The sequence below is a fragment of the Streptomyces sp. NPDC057900 genome, assembly GCF_042887885.1.
GTDB lineage: Bacteria > Actinomycetota > Actinomycetes > Streptomycetales > Streptomycetaceae > Streptomyces.
This window is the reverse complement of sequence record NZ_JBHVOI010000005.1, coordinates 201696-225047: the sequence shown is the minus strand read 5'-3', so window position 1 is coordinate 225047 and position 23352 is coordinate 201696. Positions and strand designations below refer to the sequence as shown.

Annotated in this window: 16 protein-coding genes; 7 read left to right on the top strand and 9 right to left on the bottom strand. The window is 72.2% G+C overall.

Features of this window, described 5'->3' with window-relative positions; translation table 11 throughout:
* Positions 1-57 precede the first annotated feature (57 nt).
* Positions 58-552, bottom strand: a complete 495-nt coding sequence (locus tag ACFVQ0_RS21270) for a MarR family winged helix-turn-helix transcriptional regulator (protein ID WP_390090196.1) — start codon at positions 550-552, stop codon at positions 58-60.
* A 69-nt stretch (positions 553-621) separates the two neighbouring features.
* On the opposite strand from ACFVQ0_RS21270, the gene ACFVQ0_RS21265 reads away from it, so the two are divergent.
* The 5 genes from ACFVQ0_RS21265 to ACFVQ0_RS21245 all read left to right on the top strand — a co-directional run bounded on the left by ACFVQ0_RS21265 (position 622) and on the right by ACFVQ0_RS21245 (position 6035).
* Positions 622-1173, top strand: coding sequence for a carboxymuconolactone decarboxylase family protein (locus ACFVQ0_RS21265; RefSeq protein WP_390090194.1), 552 nt, complete (start codon positions 622-624; stop codon positions 1171-1173).
* A gap of 76 nt (positions 1174-1249) precedes the next feature.
* Complete coding sequence (locus tag ACFVQ0_RS21260) at positions 1250-3202, top strand: hypothetical protein (protein WP_390090192.1); 1953 nt, start codon at positions 1250-1252, stop codon at positions 3200-3202.
* 76 nt (positions 3203-3278) lie between these two features.
* On the top strand, positions 3279-4184 hold the full coding sequence (locus ACFVQ0_RS21255; protein WP_390090190.1) for a metal-dependent hydrolase: 906 nt from the start codon (positions 3279-3281) through the stop codon (positions 4182-4184).
* Positions 4185-4186: 2 nt separating this feature from the next.
* The gene (locus ACFVQ0_RS21250; protein WP_390090189.1) at positions 4187-5275 is read left to right on the top strand and encodes a PDR/VanB family oxidoreductase; all 1089 of its coding nucleotides are present in this window, start codon (positions 4187-4189) and stop codon (positions 5273-5275) included.
* Positions 5276-5312: 37 nt separating this feature from the next.
* Positions 5313-6035 (top strand): TetR/AcrR family transcriptional regulator, encoded by a 723-nt coding sequence (locus ACFVQ0_RS21245; RefSeq protein ID WP_390090187.1) that lies wholly within the window; start codon positions 5313-5315, stop codon positions 6033-6035.
* A gap of 1 nt (position 6036) precedes the next feature.
* On the opposite strand, the gene ACFVQ0_RS21240 is transcribed toward ACFVQ0_RS21245, so the two are convergent.
* The 6 genes from ACFVQ0_RS21240 to ACFVQ0_RS21215 form a co-directional block, all read right to left on the bottom strand.
* The gene (locus ACFVQ0_RS21240; protein WP_390090185.1) at positions 6037-6387 is read right to left on the bottom strand and encodes a 5-carboxymethyl-2-hydroxymuconate Delta-isomerase; all 351 of its coding nucleotides are present in this window, start codon (positions 6385-6387) and stop codon (positions 6037-6039) included.
* Between the two features lie 142 nt (positions 6388-6529).
* Positions 6530-7696 carry an alpha/beta hydrolase gene (locus ACFVQ0_RS21235; protein ID WP_390090183.1) on the bottom strand — a complete coding sequence of 389 codons (1167 nt, stop codon included), beginning with the start codon at positions 7694-7696 and terminating at the stop codon, positions 6530-6532.
* Positions 7697-7906: 210 nt separating this feature from the next.
* Entirely contained in the window at positions 7907-8980 is a 1074-nt protein-coding gene (locus tag ACFVQ0_RS21230) for a trypsin-like serine peptidase (protein WP_390090181.1), read from the bottom strand.
* A 78-nt stretch (positions 8981-9058) separates the two neighbouring features.
* Entirely contained in the window at positions 9059-11095 is a 2037-nt protein-coding gene (locus tag ACFVQ0_RS21225; RefSeq protein WP_390090179.1) for an ATP-binding protein, read from the bottom strand.
* A gap of 195 nt (positions 11096-11290) precedes the next feature.
* On the bottom strand, positions 11291-16603 hold the full coding sequence (gene pulA, locus ACFVQ0_RS21220; protein WP_390090177.1) for a pullulanase-type alpha-1,6-glucosidase: 5313 nt from the start codon (positions 16601-16603) through the stop codon (positions 11291-11293).
* 92 nt (positions 16604-16695) lie between these two features.
* Complete coding sequence (locus tag ACFVQ0_RS21215; protein WP_390090175.1) at positions 16696-18420, bottom strand: carbohydrate-binding module family 20 domain-containing protein; 1725 nt, start codon at positions 18418-18420, stop codon at positions 16696-16698.
* Between the two features lie 508 nt (positions 18421-18928).
* On the opposite strand from ACFVQ0_RS21215, the gene ACFVQ0_RS21210 reads away from it, so the two are divergent.
* Together ACFVQ0_RS21210 and ACFVQ0_RS21205 are read left to right on the top strand one after the other, a co-directional pair.
* Positions 18929-19525 (top strand): NAD(P)H-dependent oxidoreductase, encoded by a 597-nt coding sequence (locus ACFVQ0_RS21210; protein WP_390090173.1) that lies wholly within the window; start codon positions 18929-18931, stop codon positions 19523-19525.
* A 175-nt stretch (positions 19526-19700) separates the two neighbouring features.
* Entirely contained in the window at positions 19701-20519 is an 819-nt protein-coding gene (locus ACFVQ0_RS21205) for a hypothetical protein (protein WP_390090745.1), read from the top strand.
* Between the two features lie 35 nt (positions 20520-20554).
* Here ACFVQ0_RS21205 and ACFVQ0_RS21200 read toward each other — a convergent pair whose 3' ends face one another.
* Together ACFVQ0_RS21200 and ACFVQ0_RS21195 are read right to left on the bottom strand one after the other, a co-directional pair.
* On the bottom strand, positions 20555-21625 hold the full coding sequence (locus ACFVQ0_RS21200; protein ID WP_390090171.1) for a LacI family DNA-binding transcriptional regulator: 1071 nt from the start codon (positions 21623-21625) through the stop codon (positions 20555-20557).
* Positions 21610-23286 (bottom strand): glycoside hydrolase family 13 protein, encoded by a 1677-nt coding sequence (locus ACFVQ0_RS21195; RefSeq protein ID WP_390090169.1) that lies wholly within the window; start codon positions 23284-23286, stop codon positions 21610-21612. The genes ACFVQ0_RS21200 and ACFVQ0_RS21195 overlap by 16 nt, the downstream gene beginning before the upstream one ends.
* Positions 23287-23352 lie beyond the last annotated feature (66 nt).

Here is a 23352-nt window from a genome sequence, read left to right as displayed (position 1 = left end):
CTATCTTTCGTCCGCAAAGTCCAAGTGCTCAGCACATTCGGTCAACCGCCGACCCGCTCAGCTGTTGATCCAGCTCGCCACGTCGAGCCGGAAGGCGTCCGCGGAGGCCATCGTGCGCAGGTCGGCCTCCAGCGCCGCGACCCGTTCCGCGCCGAGCACCCGGACCCATTCGGCGCGCAGCCGGTCGAAGCCCGCGGCGGACCGCGCCAGTACGTCGATCCCGCGCGGGGTGAGCCGTACGACCTTGCGGCGGCCGTCCTGCGGATCGTCGGCGCGCTCGACGTAGCCGAGGGTTTCGAGCCTGTCGACGGTCTTCCCCGCCGCCTGCTTGGAGACGCCGAGCCGTCGCCCGATCTCACTGGCGGTCGCACCGTCGCGGCCGACCGCCTGGAGCGCGTAGCCATGGGCGGGGCGCAGTTCGGGGTGCCCCTGCCCGGCCAGCTCGCGGTGGAGGTCGTCGATGATCGACCGGAACCCCGCGAACAGCAGGATGGGCAGCTCGAAGCCCGCGCCGACGGTGCCCCGGGAGCCCTGTCCGGTGCGCTCAGCCATTGCGGTACTCGACAACTTGGTTTACCTTTTCGTCAATCACGTTGTCGAGTTTACCGCGAGGGGTCAGCCATGCCCGCATCCGTCTTCACCGACCACACCCCCGAATCCGCCCCCGCCGCGTCCCGCCCCGCCATGGCGGCCGTGACGGCGAAACAGGGCTACCTGCCCACCGGCGTCGGCCTGCTCGCCTCCTCACCGGAGCTGCTCAACGGCTTCCTGAAGATGAGCGCGCTCTTCGAGTCGACCACCCTGGACCAGCTCTCCCGGGAGGTCGTGATCATGACGATGGCCACCCGCAACGACTGCCACCTCTGCGTGGCGATGCACACCGCGAAGCTCACCGCCCTCGACGCGGACAGCGCGCTCATCGCCGCACTGCGCGGCGAGAGCCCCCTGCCGCTCCCCGACGAACGACTGGAGGAGGTACGCCGGTTCACCGTCGCCGCGGTCGAGTCGAGCGGGGCCGTGGACGACGAGACCCTCCGGTCGTTCCTGGCCCACGGCTACACCCCCCGCAACGCGCTGGAGGTGGTCCTGGGGATCGGCGCCTACACCATGTCGACCCTGGCCAACCGGATGACGGCGGCCCCGGTCGACCCCCAGCTGGCCCGGTTCGCCTGAGGCCCGGGGCCGGAACGCCGCCCCCGGAGCACCCCGCCCGGGGTGACCATCGCACGATTCGCTCGTTCAGCTGAACGTGCGCCCACTGCCAGAGGTACCGTCAGCCGCCGCCCCGGTCGATGCGGAGCAGGCCGAGGCCTCGCTGGTCGAGCACTACCCGCGACTGGTCCGGCTCGGCTATCTCGTCCTGCCGCCCTCGCCGAGCCGCTCCCGGCGCGTCCTGGCGGCCCACGCCCTGGCCCAGCGCTCCCTGCAAGCGGCGCGCCGGTCCGGTCCGGCGCGGGACACGGGCCTCCCGCTGCCACGCCGTCCCGGCCGTACGGCGGCGGCGGCCGGGCCCGACTACGCGTCCGTCCGGCGGCGGGTGCTGCGCGGCGCCCTGGCGGCGGGGCTGCCACCGCGTCGGCGGTGGTGGCCGCGGCGCGCCCAGTTGCCGCCCGTCCTTCCGCTGGTCTGGGGGCTCCGGCTGTTCCCGCACTCCGGCGGAGCCGATGAACTCGCGCTGGAGCAGCGGCTCTCCGCGCTCCGCGGACCGGCCCGTGCCGCGTTCGTCCTGCGCGGCCTGGAGTCGCTCGCGGACGGCGAGGTCCGGCGGGAGCTGGCCGCCGCCGGGGTGGCCGATCCGCACGCGGCCCTGCGGGAGGCGGACGGGGTCGCGGCGCCCTACGCGCTGCTGGCCTCGCCCGAGTTCGACCCGTGCTCGCTCCAGGCCAGGCCGCCGGACCTGCCGCGGCGGCGCAGATACGCGCGGGCCGCGCTGGCCGCCGTCGCCGCGGCCGCGGTGTGCGGGACGCTGCTCGGGCTGCCGGGCGGCGGCTGGGGGCGCGGGGATCCGGCCGCGCCCCCGTACGCGCGCAATCCGGCGGCGGAGCAGGCCCTGGACCCGGGGGCGCTACGGGTGGTCCCCGCGACGTTCTGGCGGCGCTCAGCGCGTACCGACTTCACCGCGTGGCCCACCCGGGGCGACCGCACGGAGGACGTCCGGCTGCTGCGGCGGGCGCTGACGGTGTGGGCCCGGCCGGGCGGCGGGGTGCGGACGTCGGCGACGCCCCGGACGCCCGTGGGCCCTCCGATGGGAGCCCCGCAGCTGCTGTACGCGGGCGAGGTGGGCGCCTCCGCAGTGGTGCTGTTCTACGACGGACTGCGCGTCGTGCGGTACGCGGAGCCCCGTAACGCCGATCCGTCCGAGGGCGCGGCGCTCGACTTCGCCCGGGTCGACGGGGCGGACGCGGCGTCGGCCGGCGCCCTGGTGGTCGACCGCGCGGCGGGCCGGGTCCGCTATCTGACGGCGCCCTGGGTGCGGAAGGCGTCGCTGCGGGACCTGCTCGCCCCGGACCGCGCGCCGCGCCCGCTGCACCGCACACCGGACGGGGTGACCGACGCGGTGGCCGGTACCGGGCCCACGGGCGGCTGCCGGTCCTGGGACGCGGTCGGGCTGTCCGACGGCACGGCGGACCGGCTGGTGACGGATCTCGGCGAACTCGCCCCGGCCCGGCTGACCTCGGGACCGCCCGCGGAGCCGCACGACGTGGCGGGGCGGTCGGAGCTGGAGAGCTGGGCGCGCACCGCCTGTCTGCTCCCGTCGGTGCGCTCGCACGGTGTGCGCTCGGTCAACTCCTGGACGTACGCCACGCAGCCGCTGCCCGAGGGGGGCGGTTCCGCCCGGTGGCTGTGCACCCGGGCGGAGACCTGGCGGGGCACCGGGAGCCGGGTGCTCGCCCAGTTCCAGGCGCCCTCGGCGCGGCCGCCGGGGAGCCGCCCGCCGGGGGCCGTCGCGGCGCGCTCGGAGGACTCGCCCGCGTGCGGGAAGCGCACCCCGAGGGCGCTGGCGGGCGTGCTGTGGAAGTCGCGCGGCGGCCGGTGGTACGTACTCGCGGCGGGCAGCGAGCAGTTCACCTCGCTGAGTGCCTCGGGCGGGGTGACGGGGAGCGCGCGGGGGCGGCTGCTCGCGGTGCCCGCCGGGGCGGGTGACCGGGCACGGCTGAACGGGCGGCTGAGAGACGGCAGTCGGGTCGGGGCCCTACGGTGAGGACCGGCCGGCAACGGGCGCAGGAATTCGCCGCAGGCCCCTGTTCCCCCGGCCTACCGCTCAGTACATTGACAACATGTCTAACACGCAGCCTGCGGCGGTCGCGTCGGAACGGATCGCGCTCAAGGCCCGCCGGGTCTCCTTCGCCTGGGACCGGACGCCCCTGCACTGGGTACCGGGCGATCCGTTCACCACGCACACCATCAACGTGCTCCATCTGCTGCTCCCGGCCGGGGAACGCTGGTTCATCCACGTCTACCGCCAGGTGCTTCCGTACATACATGACGAGCGGCTGCGCGAGGACGTCATCGGGTTCATCGGGCAGGAGGCGATGCACTCCCAGGCCCATGACGACGTACTCCCGCACCTGAGGGAGCTGGGCCTCGACCCGACCCCGTACACCGCCCAGGTCGACTGGCTCTTCGAGAAGCTGCTCGGGGACCGGACGCTGCCGCCGGGCCGGGCGCGCAAGTGGTGGCTGATGGAGCGGGTGGCGACGATAGCGGCCATCGAGCACTACACCGCGTTCCTCGGCGACTGGGTCCTGAACGCGGAGGAGCTGGACCGGCGCGGCGCCGACCCCACCATGCTGGACCTGCTGCGCTGGCACGGCGCGGAGGAGGTCGAGCACCGCTCGGTCGCCTTCGACGTGTTCATGCATGTCGACGGCGGTTACCGGCGGCGGGTGCGGACCTGGGCCACGGCGTTCTCCGCGCTGGCCTTCCTCTGGCAGCGCGGCGCCCGCTTCTTCATGGAGAACGACCCGAGCCTGCTGGACGGCAAGGCGTCGTTCGGGCAGTTCTACCGCAGCGGCAGGCGCGGCACCCTGCCCAGCACACCCTCGATGCTGCGATCCATACCGCGCTACCTGAGCCGCGCCTACCACCCCTCGCAGGAAGGCAGTACGGCGCAGGCCGTCGACTACCTCAACCGCTCGCCCGCCGCCGTCGCGGCCGAGGCCCGTACGACGGAAGCCGGCTGACCATGCCCCTGTCCCTGCCCCTCCCCCGGCCGCGCACCGTCGTCGTGGTGGCCGCCGCCGCGCTGCTCGCCAAGCGGGCGATGCGCCGCCGCATAGAGACGTCCCCGCTCTGGCCGCTGCCGGCCCTCGACGAGCCCATATCCGGTCACTCCCAGCGCCGTTCGACCACCGGCAGGCGGCTGACGGTCGTCGAACGGTCCACTCCCGCGGACGGGGTCGTACTGCTCCGCCTGAAGGGCGCCGGACTCCCGCGCTGGCAGCCCGGCGCCCATCTGGACCTGGTGCTGCCGTCCGGTCTGGTCCGCCAGTACTCGCTGTGCGGCGACCCGGCCGACGTCGACACGTACACCGTCGCGACCCGGCTCGACGAGGACGGCCGGGGTGGCTCCAGGGAGGTGCACGAGCGGCTCCACGAGGGCGACGAGGTCGAGGTCAGAGGTCCCCGCAACCGCTTCCCGCTGGCGGACGCCCCCGCGTACGTGCTGGTCGCGGGCGGCATCGGGATCACGCCGGTGCTGCCGATGCTCCGCGCGCTCGCAGCCGCCGGGGCCGACTGGCGGCTGCTGTACGGCGGCCGCAGCCGGGCGACCATGCCGTTCCTGGCGGAGATCGCGGAGCTGGACGCGGGCGGCGGCCGGGTCACCGTCGTACCGCAGGACGAGGCGGGCCACCCCGACGTCTCCTCGGCGCTGGCGGACGCGGCGCCGGACACGGCGGTGCACTGCTGCGGTCCGCAGCCCCTGATGGACGCGGTCGCCGCCGCGCTCCCGCCCGGCTGCACCCTGCACCTGGAACGCTTCACCGCGGCCGCCCCGGACGCCACCGGCTCCGCCCCGTTCGAGGTGGAGCTGCGCCGCTCGGGCCGCACGGTCCGGGTGGCGTCGGGCCAGTCGGCGCTGGCCGCCGTCCGCGCGGAGCTGCCGCACGTCCCGTACTCCTGCGAGCAGGGCTTCTGCGGTACGTGCCAACAGCCCGTCCTGGAGGGCGAGGTGGACCACCGCGACGAACTGCTCGACGACGCGGAGCGGGCGGACTCGATGCTGCTCTGCGTGTCCCGGTGCCGGGGGGAGCGGCTGGTACTGGACCTGTAGGCGGAGGCCGGACCTGCCGGTCGGTACGCTGTTCCCCATGACGACCGGGGTGCGGCGCAGGATGGGCGTCGAGGAGCGCAGACAGCAGTTGATCGGTGTCGCGCTGGAGTTGTTCAGCCACCGCTCCCCCGACGAGGTCTCGATCGACGAGATCGCCGCCGCCGCCGGGATCTCGCGGCCGCTGGTCTACCACTACTTCCCGGGCAAGCAGAGCCTGTACGAGGCGGCGCTGCGGCGGGCGGCCGACGAGCTGGCGACCCGGTTCCTGGAGCCGCACGAAGGCCCGCTGGGCGCACGGCTGTTGCGGGTGATGGGGCGGTTCTTCGACTTCGTCGACGAGCACGGCCCCGGCTTCGCCGCGCTGATGCGGGGCGGCCCGGCCGTGGGCTCGTCGACGGCGAACGCGATGATCGACGGGGTGCGGCAGGCGGCCTGCGAGCAGATCCTGGCCCATCTGGGGGTCGAGGAGCCCCCGGCCCGGCTGGAGTTGGCCGTCAGGTCCTGGGTCTCGCTCGCGGAGTCGACGGCCCTGATCTGGCTGGACGGACGCCATATCCCGCGCGCCGAGCTGGAGTTGCAGCTCGTCCACGACTTCGCGGCGCTGACCGCCGTGAGCGCCGCGTACAACGAGGAGATGGCGGGCATCGTGCTGCGGGTCCTCGCGCAGGAGCCGGCGGACGGGCCGTTCGGAGACCTGCTGGTGCGGCTCTCCGCGCTGGCGCCCGCCGTACCGGCCGTGCCTCCGCAGCGGCTCCCCTGAGTCAGGCGCTGCGGTAGGAGGGGTCGAGATCGCGGGTCTCGGCCGAGAGGTGCAGGGCCAGTCCTTCGGTCGGCCGGATGCGCGCGGCCAGCAGCTCCAGTACCGATTCGGTGAGCCGGGCCTTGGTCTCCGGGGTGCGGCCGGCCAGCAGCGCGATCTCGATGTGCACGAGCGCGTCACCTTCGGGCGCGTCCGCCACCGCCGTCTCCTCGATCCGGCGGAAGCGGGTCTTGCAGGCGGTGATCTTCGTGCTGACCGTCTCGGCGATCAGCGGGTGCAGTGCGCCGGTGAAACCGGCCCGGTCGAAGGTGTCGTCGAGCTCGGCGGAGTAGTCGACGGTGATCTGCGGCATGACAGGGGCTCCTGGGCGGGGCGGGGAGGGAAGAGGCGGTACGCCCCCACCCTTTCCCGCCCCGGGGGACGCGCACAAGCGGGAATCACGGCAGCCGGCCCGACTTCACTCCCTCCCGCCACCGGCCAGGTCCGCGAAGCGCTCAGTCGACGCCCCCGTCGAACCGGGTGCTGACGACACCGCCCGTCCCGGGGAACGGCTTCTCTCCGGTCAGGTAGGGCTCGTACCGCGTCCGGCCGAGCAGGCGGGCAGCGAAGTAGGCGCCCACGTACTCCTTGGTGATCCGGCGCTGCCGCTGCTCCGAGAGTTCCTGCTGATCGGTTCGGGGGGCGGTGGCCCCGGGAAACTGGGACTCGCAGGTGCCCGGCTTGCTGCCGGGAACGGCGTCGTCATGTGCGCTGACCTGACCGCTGCTGGGCGACCACTGCTTGTTGTAGAAGTCGTGGACACCGCCGCGCACCGTGTACTGGGCTATCGGTGCGCTGTTGTCGTCCTTGTTCCAGTCGAAGAACTCTCCGGTGTTCACCTGGTCACACGTGCCCCACATCACCGCGAACGACGTCTTGGTGATGGGTTCGACGTCCCAGGTGGCGGTGGGCGCGAGAGCGAACGCGGCTTTGACGGACACGCCTTCGGGCCATCCGGCGCGGCTGCTGTCGGCGATCTCCTGCATCACTCCGCCGCCGCCCATGGAGTGCCCCACCAGCCCCACGTTCCGCATGTCCACATGGTCCTTGAAGTTCACCGATGAGGGACGTCCGGACCTGGCGTCGACGAAGCTGCCACGCAGCGGGCCCTCGCCGGTCGACGACAGCTTCCGCCACATGCCCAGCTGGGCGTTGATCAGTGCCGCGCGCTCCTGATAGACCGTGTCGGCCTGGCCTTGGGACGTCGAGTTGATGCCGTTCGCGCCGACGGAGACGACGACGAACCCCCGGCTCGCCAGATCACGGCCGAGGTAGTCGTATCCGAGATAACTGGGGATCTGCCGCACCCCAGGTGCGCACGGCCATGCCGACAGCCGCTCGGAGGCCGCCTCGATGATCGCCTCCTGCTTCGCCGCGTCGGCCGTGTCACCGCTCTGCTCGTCCTCCGCCAGCGCGGCCTGCGCGGCGGTGAGCGACCTGGAGGCCTCGGCGTCGGCGCAGGTGTCCCAGAATCCGTGCTCGATCATGATCAGCGGGTGGGTGCCGGTGGAGATGTCGTCGGGGTAGTAAACGGCCCCGTTCAGCTCGTTGTCGCCCACGTATCCGGAGGACTCGGGCGGCGGGAAAGCCTTGTCGCCCAGGTTGTAACGCACCTCGCTCACCCCGTGCCGCGCAGGCTGAGTACGGGCCCCGTCGGCGGCGGCGAACGCCTGTGTCGAGGTGAAGCACACAGCACAGGCGGTCAGGGGCGCGGCAAGCAGGAACCTCGTACGCCGTTTGCGTCCACGTTTCATATCGGCCTCACCCATGCGGATCGTAGATATCGGTAGTTGCGATGGCTTGTGAGCGGTGGGCGGCTGCCCGCGCGGCGCTCAGGCCCGCTGGGCCCGGTCGTACAGCGGCTCGGTGATCGCTGTACTGAACTGCGGACCGACGAGGTAGCGGACGCAGCCGTCGTGGGAGGAATCGGCGCAGGGCGCGCCATCGGTCTCGAAGAACGCGCTCTGCGTGTTGTCTCCGACCACGGTGCCCACACCGGTCACCGGGTTGAGGCCGGTGATCCGCGGTCCGCCGCTGGAGCCGCCGCCCATGACGCACGGCGGGCCGAACAGGCCGGGCGGCTCGGGGAACTCGACCGTGCCGGGGTATTCCCTGGCCGTCCCCGAGCAGTACGCGAGACGTTCACCGGTGTACTCGGGCAGGCCCTCGCGCGCCGGGTCAGCGCTGGCGCGCGGGTATCCGAAGGAGTCGCTGGGCACGTCGCCGGGCCGGTCGAAGCCGATCCTCTGCGCCGTCCCGACCGCGTCCTGGAGCCGCCGCCCCCGCTCGTCCGTGTTCAGCACGACGAACGCCTGGTCGTAGGAGTCGTACGTCTGCGCGTGCTGCTGGTCGTTGGCCAGCCAGGTGGAGCCGACGACGCCCATGCGGCCGACGAACTTGCCGTAGGGCGCCTGACCGTCGTGGTAGCCGGGCACGAACATCTCGTTGGCCGCCCACTGGTTGTTCTCGCCCAGCAGGTCGGTGTTGTTCACGCAGTGGCCCGCGGTCACCACGGTGCTTCGGTTGGCGCTCCGGATCACGGTGGCGGTGCAGCTGCTGTCCTCGCCGTGGTCGGTGAAGAAGAGCCGCCCGACGGTCCCCGGCAGCGCACCCCCGGTGGTCCAGGGCGCGCCGTCGGGGCCGCCGGCGGGCGGGTTGCCGGACGTCGGCGTGGTGAGCGCGGCGATGCGCTCGGGCGTCCAGTACTGGAGCACCGACCGCTGCTGTGCCGCGGTGACCGCCTGCCGGTGAGTGGCCACCGGGCCTGCCGCGGGGTGTTCCGCCGCGTGAGCGGGGGCCACGGCCAGCAAGGACATGCCCACGGTTGCCGCCGCCGCTGCCACCGCGGTGATGCGCCGCGACGGACGGAGGGACGGCCGGGGGAACGGGCTGGGGAGGAATCGCATGGGGTGGAGGGTAGGGAGAGGATGTCAGCAAGCTGTCAGATTCCTGTTTCCCGCCCGTACAGGCCCTTGGAGGGCCCTCTAAGTGAGCAGTTCCCCGTGGAGGGCGAGCGCCAGGCCCGCTTCCGCGCTGTCCGCCCGGCCCCGGTCGAAGGCCCGCTGGTAGGCGGCGTCACCGACGGCCTCGCGGGCCTGGCGCTCGCAGGCCTCGCGCAGCGGGCCCAGCTCCGGGGTGCCGCGCTGCGGGTGGCCGACCATCCGCCAGTAGAGCTGCCCGGTGCCGTACACCCGGGCGGCGTGGGCGCCCTCACCCTGAGCGGCGACCGCGGCGGCCAGGATGTCCAGGCCGAGCGCGATGCCGAAGCTGTCGCGGAGCCGGTGCTTGCCGGTGAGCATGGACCGGGCGTGCGCGGCGGCCGCCTCCGCCCGGCCCTGGAGCAGGGCGATCAACGCGAGCTGGTAGTCGACGTAACTGCGGGTCCAGCACTCGTCCATGGCCTCGCAGGCCGCGCGCAGGACGACCGCGGCCTCGGCCGCCTCGTCCAGCCTGCCGAGGCCGGTGAGGGCGAAGACGGTGATCAGGTGGCAGCGCAGCCGGTAGGTCGATTCGAGCGGGGTGCCGGCCTCTGTGCTGTGCAGCACCCGGTCCACCTCGCGCAGGCTCAGTTCCGGCCGGCCGACCATCAGGTGGGTGAGGCCGCGCAGGTACGCGGCGGCGAGGACGCCCTCGTCGGCCCCGTCCTTCGCGGCCGCCCGTACGCATTCCTTGCCGATCCGCTCCGCCGCCGGGTAGTCGCCCTGGAGCATCACGCAGATGCCGAGCACCCACAGGACCCGGGTGCGGTGCGGGCCCTGTGCCGGGCCGGCGTCCAGGGCGCGCTGGGCGTAGTCGCGGGTCTGCGGGAGGTGGCCGCAGCAGCACCAGAAGAAGCCGATCCGGCCGGCCATCTCCTGGGCGGCGGCGGTGTCGTGGGTGAGCAGGTGGTCCAGGGCCGCGCACAGGTCGGCGTGGGTGTCGGCGATGCGGTGGTACCAGCTGATCTGGTCGTCGCCGGTCCAGCCCGCGTGGGCGCTGCGGGCCAGTTGCAGGAAGCAGGCGGCGTGCCGGTCAGCCGCGGCGCGCTCCTCCCCGAGTTCGGCGAGCCACATCCGGCCGTACTCGCGGATGGTGTCCAGCATCCGGTGGCGGGTGCCGTCGCGCACGACGACCGATTTGGCCACCAGGCCGCGCAGCGCCGTGGCCACCCCGTCCCCGGTGAGCGGTCCCCCGGCGCAGACCTCGCGGGCGGTCGCCTCGTCGAAGTCGCCGCGCAGCACGGTGGCCCGTGCCCAGAGCAGCCGTTCCAGCGGGGTGCACAGCTCGTGGCTCCAGCCGATGGTGGTGCGCAGGGTGCGGTGGCGCTGCGGGCGGACCGATTCGTCGGCGAGCAGGTCGAGGCGGGAGCCGATCCGCCGCGCGATCTGCTCGACGGTGTGCCGTCCGGTGCCCGCCGCCGCGAGTTCGATGGCGAGCGGGATGCCCTCCAGCCGTCGGCAGATCTCGGCGGCCGCCTCTGCGGTGCCCGGCTCGTCGAACCGGGTGGCCGGGGCGATCGCCGCGACCCGGGCCCTGAACAGCGCGAGGGCGTCCGCCGCGCCGTCGACGGGCAGCGGGTCCACCTCGACGAGCTGCTCGCCCTTGATGCCGAGGGGCTGTCTGCTGGTGGCGAGCACCGTGAGTCCGGGTGAGGTGGTGAGGATCTCCCCGAGGAGGTGGGCGCAGGCGTGGCGCAGATGTTCGCAGGAGTCCAGGACGAGCAGCAGCCGCTTGTCCGCGAGCCACTCGCAGAGCACGTCCATGGGCATCCGCAGGGTGTGGTCGCTGAGCCCGACCGCGTCGGAGACGGTGGCCAGGAGCAGTCCGTCGTCGTGCAGCGGGGCGAGGTCGGCCCACCAGACGCCATCGCGGTATCGGGGTTCCGCGCGGCCGGCCGCGCGGACCGCGAGCCGGGTCTTGCCGACCCCGCCCGAGCCGGTGAGCGTGGTCAGCCGGCGGGTGGCGAGGGCGTGTTCGATCCGGCCCAGCTCCGTCTTCCGTCCGACGAAGCTCGTGGTCTCCTCGGGGATGTAGCTCACCATCGTCACCGTCGCTGAACAGGTGGAGAGGCCGGTACCCGGCCCCCGGGCCCGGTACGGCACCGGGGCCGTCGGCGCGACTGCCGGTACGTACGGGTTCGGGGCCGGGACCGGCCGGGGTGGAGTGGGGAGGGGACGCCCGGGAGGGTGATGCTGCGACTCTCCCCGGCGGCTGGCCTCACGGTAGACCTGTTCCGGTCAGCGTGCCGAGAACACCGCCACTGTGCGTCCCGGAACGGTGAAACTTCCCGAACTCCGCCCGTAGGTCGCCTTCTTGACGGTAGGGTCCGCGCCCGCGGCCTGGATGGGGTGCAGGGCGTAGTTCCGGCCCGCGAGGGCGGTCACCTTCTGGGTGGTGGTGCCGGGGGTGGCGTTGAGGACGACCACCAGCTTCCCGAGCCGCATGGTGATCACTCCCGGGGTCTCGTTCCTGCCGGAGAGCGGGAAGGAGAGCGCGGACTGCACCTGCCCGGCGGTGGAGAGGCCGAAGTCCTTCTCGGTGGCGCGGATGGTGAGCAGGTCCCGGTACGCGGCCGAGGCGCCGTTGATCTGCGCGCAGCCGGGGCTGACCGAGGGGTTGGTCAACAGCGGCTTGGCGTACGGCCACTTGGCCTCGTTGTCGGCTGCGGGCGGCAGTCCCCGGCCGAAGCCGTTGCCCGCGCGGCAGTCCCAGTGCAGGGCGTTGAACCAGTCGCCGCTGTCGAAGGAGTTGCGGTCCAAGGACTTGGAGCGCAGCAGGTCGGTGCCCGCCTGGGAGAGCGAGGGGCCCTGCGAGAGGGTGGCCGTCGCCATGGCCAGGACCTGCATCCTGGACCGGTCCGCGGCCGGGGTGCCCGCCGGGAGCTTGAAGGCGAGGGTGTCGTAGAGCGTCTCGTTGTCGTGGGCGTCGGCGTAGGCCAGCGCGTCACCGGGGGCGGCGGCGTATCCGGCCGGGGCCCCGTTGTAGTCGATGTCGGAGCCCTTGACGGCGGCGCCGGAGCTGTCGGTGAAGGTGTAGCCGGCGAGGCTGCCGGTGAGCCCGACCTTGATCAGGTCCTGGTAGTGCAGCAGCCGGGCCTTCTGCTCGGCCTTCGTACCGTTGTGGGTGGAGGTGTTGGGGTCGGTGTAGAGGCCGGTGGCGAAGCCCTGGACGCCGGGGTCCTCGTCGAACGGGGAGCCGCCGCGCACGGCGTCGCGGGCCCGGTCGGAGAAGGTGGCGATGCCGGTGCCGGCCATGTTCTTCTGGGTGGCCTGGACGAAGCGGGCGTCGTCGGCGATCTCACCGAAGTTCCAGCCCTCCCCGTACAGGATGATCTTCTTCCCGTCGACGCCGTCCTTGGCCACGGTCAGCGCGTCGAGCGCCTTGCGGACGGCCAGGATGTTGGCCTTGGGGTGGTGTCCCATCAGGTCGAAGCGGAAGCCGTCGACCTTGTACTCCTTGGCCCAGGTGACGATCGAGTCGACGACGAGCCTGCCCATCATGGTGTTCTCGGGCGCGGTGTTGGCGCAGCAGGTGGAGGTGGCGACGGCGCCGTCCTCCAGGAGCCGCTGGTAGTAGCCGGGCACGATCCGGTCGAGGACGGATTTGGCGTCCTGCCCGGAGGCGACGGTGTGGTTGTAGACGACGTCCATGACGGTCCGCAGACCGGCGCCGTTGAGCCCCTGCACCATCTGCCGGAACTCGACCGTGCGCCGGGTGCCGTCCGGGTCCGAGGCGTACGACCCCTCCGGGACGGTGTAGTGCAGCGGGTCGTAGCCCCAGTTGAAGCCGTCCTTCGCGGCGGCCTTCGCCACGCAGGCCTGCTGTTCGGTGGAGTCGGGGGCGTAGACGGACAGCTCGCAGGCCGGCTTCTGCTGGTCCTTCTTCCGCTCGGGGATGGTGCCGATGTCGAAGGCGGGCAGCAGGTGGACGTAGCTGGTGCCGGAGTCGGCGAGCCGCTTGAGGTGCTTCATCCCGTCGGAGCGGGTGTCGGTGAAGGCGAGGTACTCGCCGGGATGCTTGGAGGTGGGGTCCGCGATCGAGAAGTCGCGGATCTGGAGCTCCTGGATCTGGGCGTCGCGCAGCGGCACGGCGGCGGGCTTGCGCAGGGTGCTCCAGCCCTTGGGCGCGAGCTTCGCGTCGTCGAGGTCGACGACGAGGCTGCGGGCGGAGTCGGTGGTCAGGGCGGTGGAGTAGGGGTCGGTGACCTTGTTGGTGACCTGCTTCTGGACGGTGGGCGCCCAGACGTCCACGACGTACCGGTAGGGCTTGCCGTTCCAGCCGCGCTTTCCGGTGACGGACCAGACGCCGGTGCGGTCGTCGCGCCGCATCGGGACGGTCTTCCCGTCGAGTTCGAGGGAGACGGTACGGGCGGTGGGCGCCCAGACGGAGAGGGTGGGCGTGCCGTGCCGGAAGACCGGTCCGAGCGCGGCGCCGCTCGCCCGCTTCCCGTAGAGGTCGTCGAGCACGCCGGCGCTCTGTACCCCGGTGGCGGCGAGCAGGGCGCCGTTGGCGGCGCGCTGGGTGGCGATCAGCTGGCCGCGCAGGGCGTCACGGACCCGGTCCCGGTCGCGGGCGTCCACGGTGAACGCCGGGTAGTCCTTGAGGTGCGGGTACTTCGCCTTCTGCGCGTCACTCAGCGCGGACGGGCTGAGCCGCAGCCACCGGCCCTCGTCGGAGAGCGCGCCGTCGACGACGGAGATCCCGCCGCCCTTCGCGTAGACGAGCTGCTGGCTGGTGGCCTCGGTGGCCTTCACCTTCCAGACGACGGTGTCGGCGTCGATCCACTGCGCCTCGGCCTTGGTGAGGTCGGGCGCGGGGACGCCGCCGGTCTGCGGCAGCAGGTATCCCGCCGCGCCACCGAGCATCCAGACCTCGTGGCCGTAGGTGGCCAGGTCGAGTGACTGGTCGCTGGGCAGATCCTTCTCGTCGCCCCGGTGCAGGATGTAGCTGAGCGAGGTGGCGCCGTCGGTGAGCGGGACCTCGAAGGTGAGGCCCGAGGCGTCCTTCTTCACCGGCTGGAGCGGCTTGGCCCAGTCGGTGGGCTCCGCGGCTCCGGTCCAGGTGTGCAGCCCCCAGCCGTCGTAGTCGCCGTCGGCCCGGTAGTAGTGCAGGACGGCCTTGGAGGTGTCCGGGGCGGGATAGGCGCCGTCGGGCGCGGTGTCGCGCTGCCCGTCCTCCCCCTGCGCGATCCAGACCTGCCCGGTCTTCGCGAGCTCTACGGTCCGCTCCGCCCCGTCGGCGGTCCCGGCCTTCTCGACGGTGTACGGGACGGAGTCGGCGCCCTCCGGCACCTTGATCCAGGCGAACGCGCCGTAGGCGTCGCGCCCGGCGAAGTCCGCGGTGGCCCCGCCGGACCTGGCCTGCCAGCCGTCGTAGTCGCCGTCGGCGCGCTTGTAGTGGATGACGGCGTAGTCGCGTTCGACGGCGACGGGCTTCGCGGGCGGCGGTGCCTGCCCGGCGGTGGTGGAGGCGAGGGCGCTCGCGGTGCGGCCGGCGCGGTCGACGACGACGGCCTTGTACCGCAGGGGCGTTCCGGCGGCTGTCGTGCTGCCGATGGTCTGGGTGACCTTGTACGGGGCGTGGTCGGCGGACCCGAGCGTGGTCCACTTCCCGTTGCCCTGCTGGGCGGCGAAGACGACCCGGTCGAGGGAGCCGCCGTCCACGTCGGCGGTCAGCTCGACGGTGCCGGTGGCTCCGGCGGCCGGTGCCTTCAGGGAGATCGTGGGCCTGGCGGCGGGTGCGCCCAGCGGCTTCGCGGCGCGGAGCACGATGCTGGAGAGGGCCGGGACGGTGACGGTGATCTTCTTGTCGGCGCCGCTGCGGACCGTACCGGAACCGCCGTACAGGGTACGGAAGTCCATCCGGGCGGACTCGGTGGGCAGCTCGACGGTCTTCGCGGCCGTGCCGTTGTTGGTGGCCACGACGTACTCGTCGCCGCGCGCCGGGTCCGTACGGGAGAAGGCGTAGACGGAGCCCTCCGCGTACCGCTCGGTCTGGACGCCGTCGCGCAGCGCCGGGTTCTTCGCGGTCAGCTCGGACAGGGCGGCGATCGACCGGTAGAGCGGGTGCTTCGTGTCGTACGCGTCGGAGGCGTGCGTCCGGTCCGTGCCCAGCTGGTCGTCGTCGAGGTAGTCGGCGGTCTTCGAGGCGAACATGGTCTGGCGGGCGTCCTTGTCGCCCCCGGCGCCCGTGAAGCCCTGCTCGTCGCCGTAGTACACGACGGGGTTGCCCCGGCTGAGGAACATCACCTCGTTCGCCAGCCGGGCCCGCTTCACCAGCTCCGCGTCCCCGGCCTCCGGGTTGTCCTGCTTGAGGAAGGTGCCGATGCGGCCCATGTCGTGGTTGCCGAGGAAGGTCACCTGCTCGTAGGCGTTGGCCTTGTCGGTGGTGTACCGGTAGTCGTCACCGAAGACGGCGGCGAGCTTCGAGGCCGGGGCGGACTGCGAGGCGTACTGGCGGGCCGCCTCCTGGAACGGGAAGTCGAGCGTCGCGTCCAGCCGTCCCTGGGTGACGTAGGGGGACGTGATCGCGGTGTCGGCGGAGTAGACCTCCCCGAACATGAAGAAGTCCTTGCGCCCGTGCCTGGCCGCGTAGGTGTCGAGCGCGGTCGCCCACTGGGTCCAGAAGTCCATGTCGACGTGTTTGACGGTGTCGATGCGGAAACCGTCGATATCGAAGTCGCGGACCCACTTCTCGTAGATCTTCTCCATCCCGGCGACAACCTCGGGCCGCTCGGTCCACAGGTCGTCGAGCCCGGAGAAGTCGCCGTACGTGGTGGACTCGCCGGCGTAGGTCGAGTCGCCCCGGTTGTGGTACATCGTCGGATCGTTGAGCCAGGCCGGCGTCTTGCCGCCGGAGGTGACCGGCTTGTACGGGAAGGAGTCGGCGTCCACCTTCGCCATGCCCTTGGCGTCGTCGAAGGGCCGGCCGGTCCGGTCGAGGTACGGATAGGCGCCCTTGGGCCGGTACCCGTAGGTCTTCTCTGCGTAGTCGACGGTGTCGGCGGTGTGGTTGGTGATGACGTCGAAGAAGACCTTCATGCCCTTGCGGTGGGCCTGTTCGATCAGCTTCGTGAGGTCGGCGTTGGTGCCGAAGTGCGGGTCGACCTGGGTGAAGTCGGTGATCCAGTAGCCGTGGTAGCCGGCCGAGGCGTCCTTGCCGGTGCCCTGGACGGGGCGGTTCTTGAAGATGGGGGCGAGCCAGATGGCGGTGGTGCCGAGCCCCTTGATGTAGTCGAGCCTGTTCGTCAGCCCCTTGAGGTCGCCGCCCTGGTAGAACCCCTTGTCGGTGGGGTCGTACCCGGTCTCCAGCCGTGAACCGGTCAGCCCGCCCCGGTCGTTGCCGGTGTCGCCGTTGGCGAACCGGTCGGGCATCACGAAGTAGAACTGCTCGCGGGTCAGGTCGTGCCGGGCCGGCTCGGCGGCCAGCTTCGCGTCCGAGGGCGCGGCGGGCGGCCTGGGAGCGGCGGACGCGGAGGCCGCCGGGACGAGCGGGAGCAACGCCGTGCACAACGCGGCGACGGCTCCCCGTCTCAGGGTGGAACGGAACACGGGCGGGGTCTCCTTGTATGAGGGACGAGGGTGCTGCGGGTGCCGCGTCCGGCGGATCCGGACGCGGCACCCGAACAGGAGGGGGAAGAAGGTCAGCCGCGCCAGACGTCCGCGGTCAGCGCGACCTTTCCGGAGGCCGGCACGGTGGCGGTGCGGTTGGCGCCGCTCTCCCAGGTGACGTTGCCGCTCGCGTCCTTGCGGACGTACTTGTACGCGAACGTCGTACCGGCGGGCAGGCTCACGTCGAGCTTCCAGACGGGGTACGTGGCGGGGTCCAGCTTCGGCGCGGCGGCCGGGTTCCAGTTGCCGAGGGCGGGCTGGTCGCCGGTGACGTAGATGTTCTGGCCGAGGTGGGTGGTGGCGTTGACGCCGAAGGAGGCGCCCGAGGTGCCCGTACCGGGGTCGGTCGGGTCCGTCGGACCGGTGCCGCCTCCGGAGCAGGTGCGGGCGCCGGTCTGGAGGGCGAGGGCCGTGTTGGCGCCGAGCGTGGCGGTGAACCGGCCCGAGCCGTCGACCGTGACGCCCTTGCCGGACTGGATGTCGCAGTAGTCGCCGGCGGGCAGCGAGCTCTGGAAGGTACGGCTCAGCGGGGAGCCCTCGTGGTTGATCGCGACGTACGCCTTGGAGCCCCGGCCGAAGGCGATCTGATCGCCGCCGTTGTCCCACCAGTTCGTCACGGCCTCACCGCGGGCGGTGTTGCGGAAGCCGACCATGGAGGCGATCTCGCGCCAGGCGTGCTGGCACTTCCACCCGTCGCTGTAACAGGCGTTCACCGTGCCGCCGTTGGGCGGACCGGCGTCCTTGTCCGACCACTCGTAGCCGGAGTGGACGTCGGGCGAACCGTAGGGCCAGGCCAGCATGAACACGCTGGCGAGGGTGTAGTTGGCACCGTCCTTGTAGTTCAGCGTCTCGCCGTTGCGCTCGGTGTCGTGGTTGTCGACGAACACCGCGGCCTTGGACGAGGACATGAAGCCCCAGCCCTCGCCGAAGTTCTTGAGGTTGGCGAGGTTCTCGTTGTTGAAGACCTGCTTGAGGCTGCGGGCGTACCGGAATTCCTGGACGTCCCCGGTGCCGGCGTACTCGTCGGGCGAGACGGCCTCACCGGCCCCGAATATCGCCTCCTGCTTCCAGTAGACGCCGGAGTTGGTCAGCCGGGATTTGATGTTGGCGAGATCCCCGGCGGGGATGTGCTTGGCGGCGTCTATGCGGAAGCCGTCGACGCCGAGCGAGAGCAGGTCGTTGAGGTATCCGGCGATCCTGCCGCGTACGTACTCCTCACCGGTGTCCAGGTCGGCCAGGCCGACGAGTTCGCAGTTCTGGACGTTGGCGCGGTCGCCGTAGTTGCTGATCTGGGACTGGCAGTCGTTCATGTCGTTGACCGAGTACAGGCCGGGATAGTCGTACTTGCTGTACGAGGACCCGCCGGTACCCGTGCCGGAACCGGCCGACATGTGGTTGATGACCGAGTCGGCCACCACCTTGACGCCCGCGCTGTGGCAGGCGGCGACCATGTTGGCGAAGGAGGCGCGGTCGCCGAGCCGTCCGGCGATCTTGTAGCTGACCGGCTGGTACGAGGTCCACCACTGCCCGCCCTGGATGTGCTCCTGGGGCGGGGAGACCTGTACGAAGCCGTAGCCGGCCGGCCCGAGGGAGTCCGTACAGGCCTTGGCGACCGAGTCGAACTTCCACTCGAAGAGAACGGCGGTGACGTCCTTGGAACCCGGGGCGGAAGCCTGCGCGTTCGTGGCGGGGACCACGAGGGCGGCGGCGCCCGCGATCAGCGCGAGCGCTGCAGACAACAGGGGTCTACATGCCATGTCTTTCCTCCTGCGGTGGGGGAAACGCGGGTGACGGTTCAGCCTCGTCCGGCAACGCACCCTGCCCTCAAGGCTCGTGAAGGTTCTTGCTGCAAGAATGCAAACCTTGCCGCGGGGAGACCGTACGAGCCCACCGGGACCCGGTCAACCCTTTGGACACACCCCGCTCACACCCTGCTCACATCCACGAAATACCGCAGATTTCTTCCTGCAAGGTCTTACGCAAAACATTGCAGCCCTGTTACGTTTCTCCCGACTCCGGTCCGGCCGGCCGGGGGTCCCGTTACCCCGGGCCCCACGCGCCCGTCCGGCCGGACCGGTCACGTACGAGGGGCACCCGGGGGTCACACTCCCCGCCGACCCGCCCGGGTCGACTCCCGGTGCCCCTCGTGTGCGTGACGGACCCCTGTCCCCCGGCGGCACCTCACCCGTCATGATGGGCACCGAGCGGGGGGCTGCTCCGCTTCCCGCGGCTGATGACCACGCAGGACGTCTTGGGGGAAACGGCATGTCACGTACCGGGGTCTACCTCGCCCATCCACGGCCGGGAAGCTTCAACCACGCGGTGTTCGACGCCGTGGTGCGGGAGCTCCGCGACCGGGGCAGCGAGGTGCTGGCGCACGATCTCTGCGCGGAGGGGTTCGCGGTCGGCCTGACCGCCGACGAGACGGAGACGGTCCGGTCCGCCGCGGACACCCCGGACGCACAACTGGCCTCGCACCGGGCGGAGGTGGCCACCCTCGACGCCATGGTGTTCGTCCACCCCAACTGGTGGGGCATGCCGCCCGCCGTTCTCACCGGGTGGGTGCAGCGCGTGCTGGTGCCCGGCGTCGCCTACAAGCTGGGCACCTCTGACGGGGAGCCGCAGGCACTGCTGAAGGCAGGCCGGGCCCTCGTCCTGAACACCTCCGACACTCCCGCCGAGCGCGAGGCGGACGAGTTCGGTGATCCGCTGGACAGGATCTGGTCGGCATGTGTCCTGCCCTACGTGGGAGTTACCGACGTGCGCCGGGTCGTCTTCCGGACGGTCACCGACTCCTCCGACGAGGACCGCTCGTCCTGGCTGCGCGAGGCCCGCGAGCACGCCCGTGCGCTGCTGGTCTGACGTGCGGGGCGGGCGTCACGGCCTCGGGGCGGGGCACCCCTTAGACTCGGCCCCCATGTGGCCAGGACAGCAGTCGCCCCCCGATCAGCCGAACTCACCGAACGTGTACAGCGGTTCGGGTCCCACGCAGTCCGGCCGCCCGAACCCCGACTGGCACGCCGCGCCCACGCTCGGCATGAGCGCGCCCGAACCGCCCCGCCACTCCCGGAACCGGACCACCGTCGCCGTCGTGACCGCGGCCGCCGTGGTCGTCGCGGCATGCGCGGTGACCGGCTTCCTGGTGCTCCGCGACGGCGGAGGCGACGGGAGCGACAAGGCCGACCCGAAAACCGCGGTACCGGCCTCGGCGAGCCCCGGCAGCACCGACCGGACGGCGACCGGCGGCAACGGCCCCCTCGTCCCCGGCTGGAACACCGTGGTGAACGCCCAGCGCGGCATCACGTTCGACGTGCCGTCCTCCTGGGCCCGGAAGGCCGCGAGCTGGGTCAGCTACGTCGCGAAGGACGACGACCCCGAGGAGAAGCCGCTGGTCGGGATGATGGCCCCGGCGGTGCTCAAGGAGAAGTGGTGCACGTCCGACGACGACAGGAGCGGCACCGAGGAGGACACCCCGCTCGCCTCGACGGGAACCACCGGGGAGAAGGGCTCGAAGAGCGCCGAGGAGGCCGCGAAGGACACCGCGACCAACTGGGTCTACGGCGCCTACACCCAGCCCGACCGGACCCGCCTGACCATCGGTGAGCCCGAGTCCTACCGCACGAAGACGGGCATCGAGGGCAGCCTCGTGACCGTCACCTCGTCCGGCACCCCCGCGAAGGGCAAGTGCGACGGCGACGGCAAGGCGGTGACCTTCGCCTTCAAGAACGCGAAGGGCGCCTTCGTGTCATGGACCTACGTCGGCGCCCACGGCGTCCCCGACGAGGTCCCCGACACCACCATCCGCAAGATCCTCAGCACCGTCCGGCTCTTCAAGAAGGGCGACGGCGAGGGCTGAGGGGCGGGGGGCCGGGGCCGCGCCGGGCGCCGATGTCAGCCCGCCCGCACCCCCGACACCACCGCCGCGGTCGATCCCCGCACCACCAGCTCCGGCTGGAACACGTACTCCGTGCGCTGGACGGGGCTGCCGGCTATCTCCTCCAGGAGGGCGCCCACCGCTGCCGCCGCCATTGCCTGGACGGGCTGGCGGACCGTGGTGAGTGGCGGGTCGGTGAACGCGATGAGCTGGGAGTCGTCGAAGCCGACCACGGACACGTCGCGCGGCACCGCGAGGCCGCGGTCGCGGGCGGCGCGGACCACGCCGAGTGCCATCAGGTCGCTGCCGCAGACGATGCCCGTGCAGCCCCGGTCGAGCAGGGCGCCGGCCGCCACCTGGCCGCCCTCCACGCTGAACAGGGTGGAGCACACCAGGCGTTCGGCCTCCGAGCGGTCCATGCCCAGGAGGGAGACCGCCGCGTCCACGAAGCCGTCGCGTTTGCGGCGGGAGGGCACGTAGCGCTGCGGGCCGATCGCCAGGCCGACCTTGCGGTGGCCCAGTTCGGCGAGGTGGCCGACGGCCATGCGGACGGCGGCGGTGTCGTCGGGCGAGACGAACGGGGCGCTGATCCGTTCGTTGTAGCCGTTGATCAGGACGAACGGGACGCCCCGGTCGGTCAGCGCGGCGTAGCGCGCCGGGTCGGCCGAGGTGTCGGCGTGCAGTCCGGACAGGAAGACGATGCCGCCGACACCGCGTTCGACGAGCTGCTCGACGAGTTCGTCCTCCGTGGCGCCGCCGGGCAGCTGGGTGCAGAGCACCGGCGTGTAGCCGTGGCCCGCCAGGACCTGTTCGACGGACTGCGCGAACGCCGGGAAGATCGGGTTGGTGAGTTCGGGTGTCACCAGTCCGATCAGTCCGGCGCTGCGCTGCCGCAGCCGTACCGGGCGCTCGTAGCCGAGGATGTCGAGCGCCGCGAGCACCCGCTGACGCGTGGTGTCCGCGACGCCCGGCTTGCCGTTGAGCACCCGGCTGACGGTCGCCTCGCTGACCGAGGCCTGTCCGGCGATGTCGGAGAGCCTCAGCGGGCTGCCGGCCCTGGGCGGGGGGACGGTCACACCGTCCACCACACCGTGGTGTCGGCCGGCAGCTCGATCTCGGCGCCGTCGGTGGTGACCGGGGCGCTGGACAGCAGGACGGTGCCGCGTACGGGGATGCGGACGGCGGTGTCCGTGGTGTTGACGGTGCAGACGAAGCCGGGGCGGGCGAAGATCAGCAGCCCCTCGGGGGCGTCCAGCCACTCCACCGCGGTGCCCGCGCCGAGCCCGGGGTGCGCCCGGCGGGCGGCGATCGCGGCCCGGTACAGCTCCAGGGTGGAGCCGGCCTCGCCGGTCTGGGCCTCGATGCTCAGCTCGCCCCAGCCCGCGGGCTGCGGCAGCCAGCTGCCGCCCGCGCCGAAGCCGTACGAGGTGCCCTCGCGGGTCCACGGGATCGGCACCCGGCACCCGTCGCGGAAGCCGTCCTGGCCCTCGGCCCGGAAGAACGACGGGTCCTGGCGGGCCTCGTCCGGCAGGTCCGTGACGTCGGGCAGGCCGAGCTCCTCGCCCTGGTAGACGTAGGCGGAGCCGGGCAGCGCCAGCATCAGCAGGCTGGCCGCGCGGGCCCGGCGCAGGCCCAGTTCGCGGTCGCCCGCGGTACGGATCTGGGTGCCGAGGCCGGGCGGGTTGGCGAACCGGGTGGCGTGCCGGGTGACGTCGTGGTTGGAGAGCACCCAGGTGGTGGGGGCGCCGACCGGGCGCATCGCGTTCAGCGAGGTGTCGATGACGGCGCGCAGCTCCGCGGCGTCCCACGCGGTCGCGAGGTACTGGAAGTTGAAGGCCTGGTGCATCTCGTCGGGGCGGACGTAGTTGGCGGTGCGCTCGACGGTGGGGGTCCAGGCCTCGGCCACGGCGATCCTGTCGCCGGGGTACTCGTCGAGGATGGTGCGCCAGCTGCGGTAGACCTCGTGCACGCCGTCCTGGTCGAAGAACGGCATGACATCGTTGCCCAGCAGCTTCAGCTGGTCGTGGGTGCCCAGGTCGGGCAGGCCCTCGGCCTTGACGAGGCCGTGCGCCACGTCGACCCTGAAGCCGTCGACGCCCATGTCGAGCCAGAAGCGCAGGATCGAGCGGAACTCGTCCGCGACGGCCGGGTGCTCCCAGTTGAAGTCGGGCTGCTCCGGCGCGAAGAGGTGGAGGTACCAGTCGCCGGGCGTGCCGTCCGGGTCCGTGGTCCGGGTCCAGGCCGGTCCGCCGAAGATGGACTCCCAGTCGTTGGGCGGGAGTTCGCCGTCCGCGCCCTTGCCGGGGCGGAAGTGGTAACGGTCGCGCAGGGCGGATCCGGGGCCCTCCGCGAGCGCGCGCCTGAACCACTCGTGCCGGTCGGAGGAGTGGTTGGGCACCAGGTCGACGATGATCCGCAGGCCCAGGTCATGGGCGTCCCGGATCAGCGCGTCGGCGTCCAGCAGGGTGCCGAACATCGGGTCGATGGCCCGGTAGTCGGCGACGTCGTACCCGGCGTCGGCCTGCGGGGAGGCGTAGAAGGGGCTGAGCCACACCGCGTCGACGCCGAGGTCCCTGAGGTACGGGAGCCGGGCGGTGACGCCTGCGAGATCGCCCATTCCGTCGCCGTTGCCGTCGGCGAAGCTGCGCGGATAGACCTGGTAGATCACCGCGTCCTGCCACCAGCCGGTGCGGTGGCCCGGGGCGTCGGCGGACGTGCCGGTGGAGGGGGCAGCGAGGTGCTGGGTCATGTCGTCCCTGGGGTGTCTGGGTGGGGAGTGGCGCCGGGACCGGGTCGGGATGCCGGCGCCACCGTG

What these genes read in the sequence shown, in the direction of transcription:
- ACFVQ0_RS21230 (WP_390090181.1), bottom strand. Translation starts at nt 8,980, where the DNA reads ATGCGATTCCTCCCCAGCCCGTTCCCCCGGCCGTCCCTCCGTCCGTCG.
- ACFVQ0_RS21225 (WP_390090179.1), bottom strand. Translation starts at nt 11,095, where the DNA reads ATGGTGAGCTACATCCCCGAGGAGACCACGAGCTTCGTCGGACGGAAG.
- ACFVQ0_RS21245 (WP_390090187.1), top strand. Translation starts at nt 5,313, where the DNA reads ATGACGACCGGGGTGCGGCGCAGGATGGGCGTCGAGGAGCGCAGACAG.
- ACFVQ0_RS21195 (WP_390090169.1), bottom strand. Translation starts at nt 23,286, where the DNA reads ATGACCCAGCACCTCGCTGCCCCCTCCACCGGCACGTCCGCCGACGCC.
- ACFVQ0_RS21270 (WP_390090196.1), bottom strand. Translation starts at nt 552, where the DNA reads ATGGCTGAGCGCACCGGACAGGGCTCCCGGGGCACCGTCGGCGCGGGC.
- ACFVQ0_RS21210 (WP_390090173.1), top strand. Translation starts at nt 18,929, where the DNA reads ATGTCACGTACCGGGGTCTACCTCGCCCATCCACGGCCGGGAAGCTTC.
- ACFVQ0_RS21215 (WP_390090175.1), bottom strand. Translation starts at nt 18,420, where the DNA reads ATGGCATGTAGACCCCTGTTGTCTGCAGCGCTCGCGCTGATCGCGGGC.
- ACFVQ0_RS21250 (WP_390090189.1), top strand. Translation starts at nt 4,187, where the DNA reads ATGCCCCTGTCCCTGCCCCTCCCCCGGCCGCGCACCGTCGTCGTGGTG.
- ACFVQ0_RS21205 (WP_390090745.1), top strand. Translation starts at nt 19,701, where the DNA reads ATGAGCGCGCCCGAACCGCCCCGCCACTCCCGGAACCGGACCACCGTC.
- ACFVQ0_RS21240 (WP_390090185.1), bottom strand. Translation starts at nt 6,387, where the DNA reads ATGCCGCAGATCACCGTCGACTACTCCGCCGAGCTCGACGACACCTTC.
- ACFVQ0_RS21265 (WP_390090194.1), top strand. Translation starts at nt 622, where the DNA reads ATGCCCGCATCCGTCTTCACCGACCACACCCCCGAATCCGCCCCCGCC.
- ACFVQ0_RS21255 (WP_390090190.1), top strand. Translation starts at nt 3,279, where the DNA reads ATGTCTAACACGCAGCCTGCGGCGGTCGCGTCGGAACGGATCGCGCTC.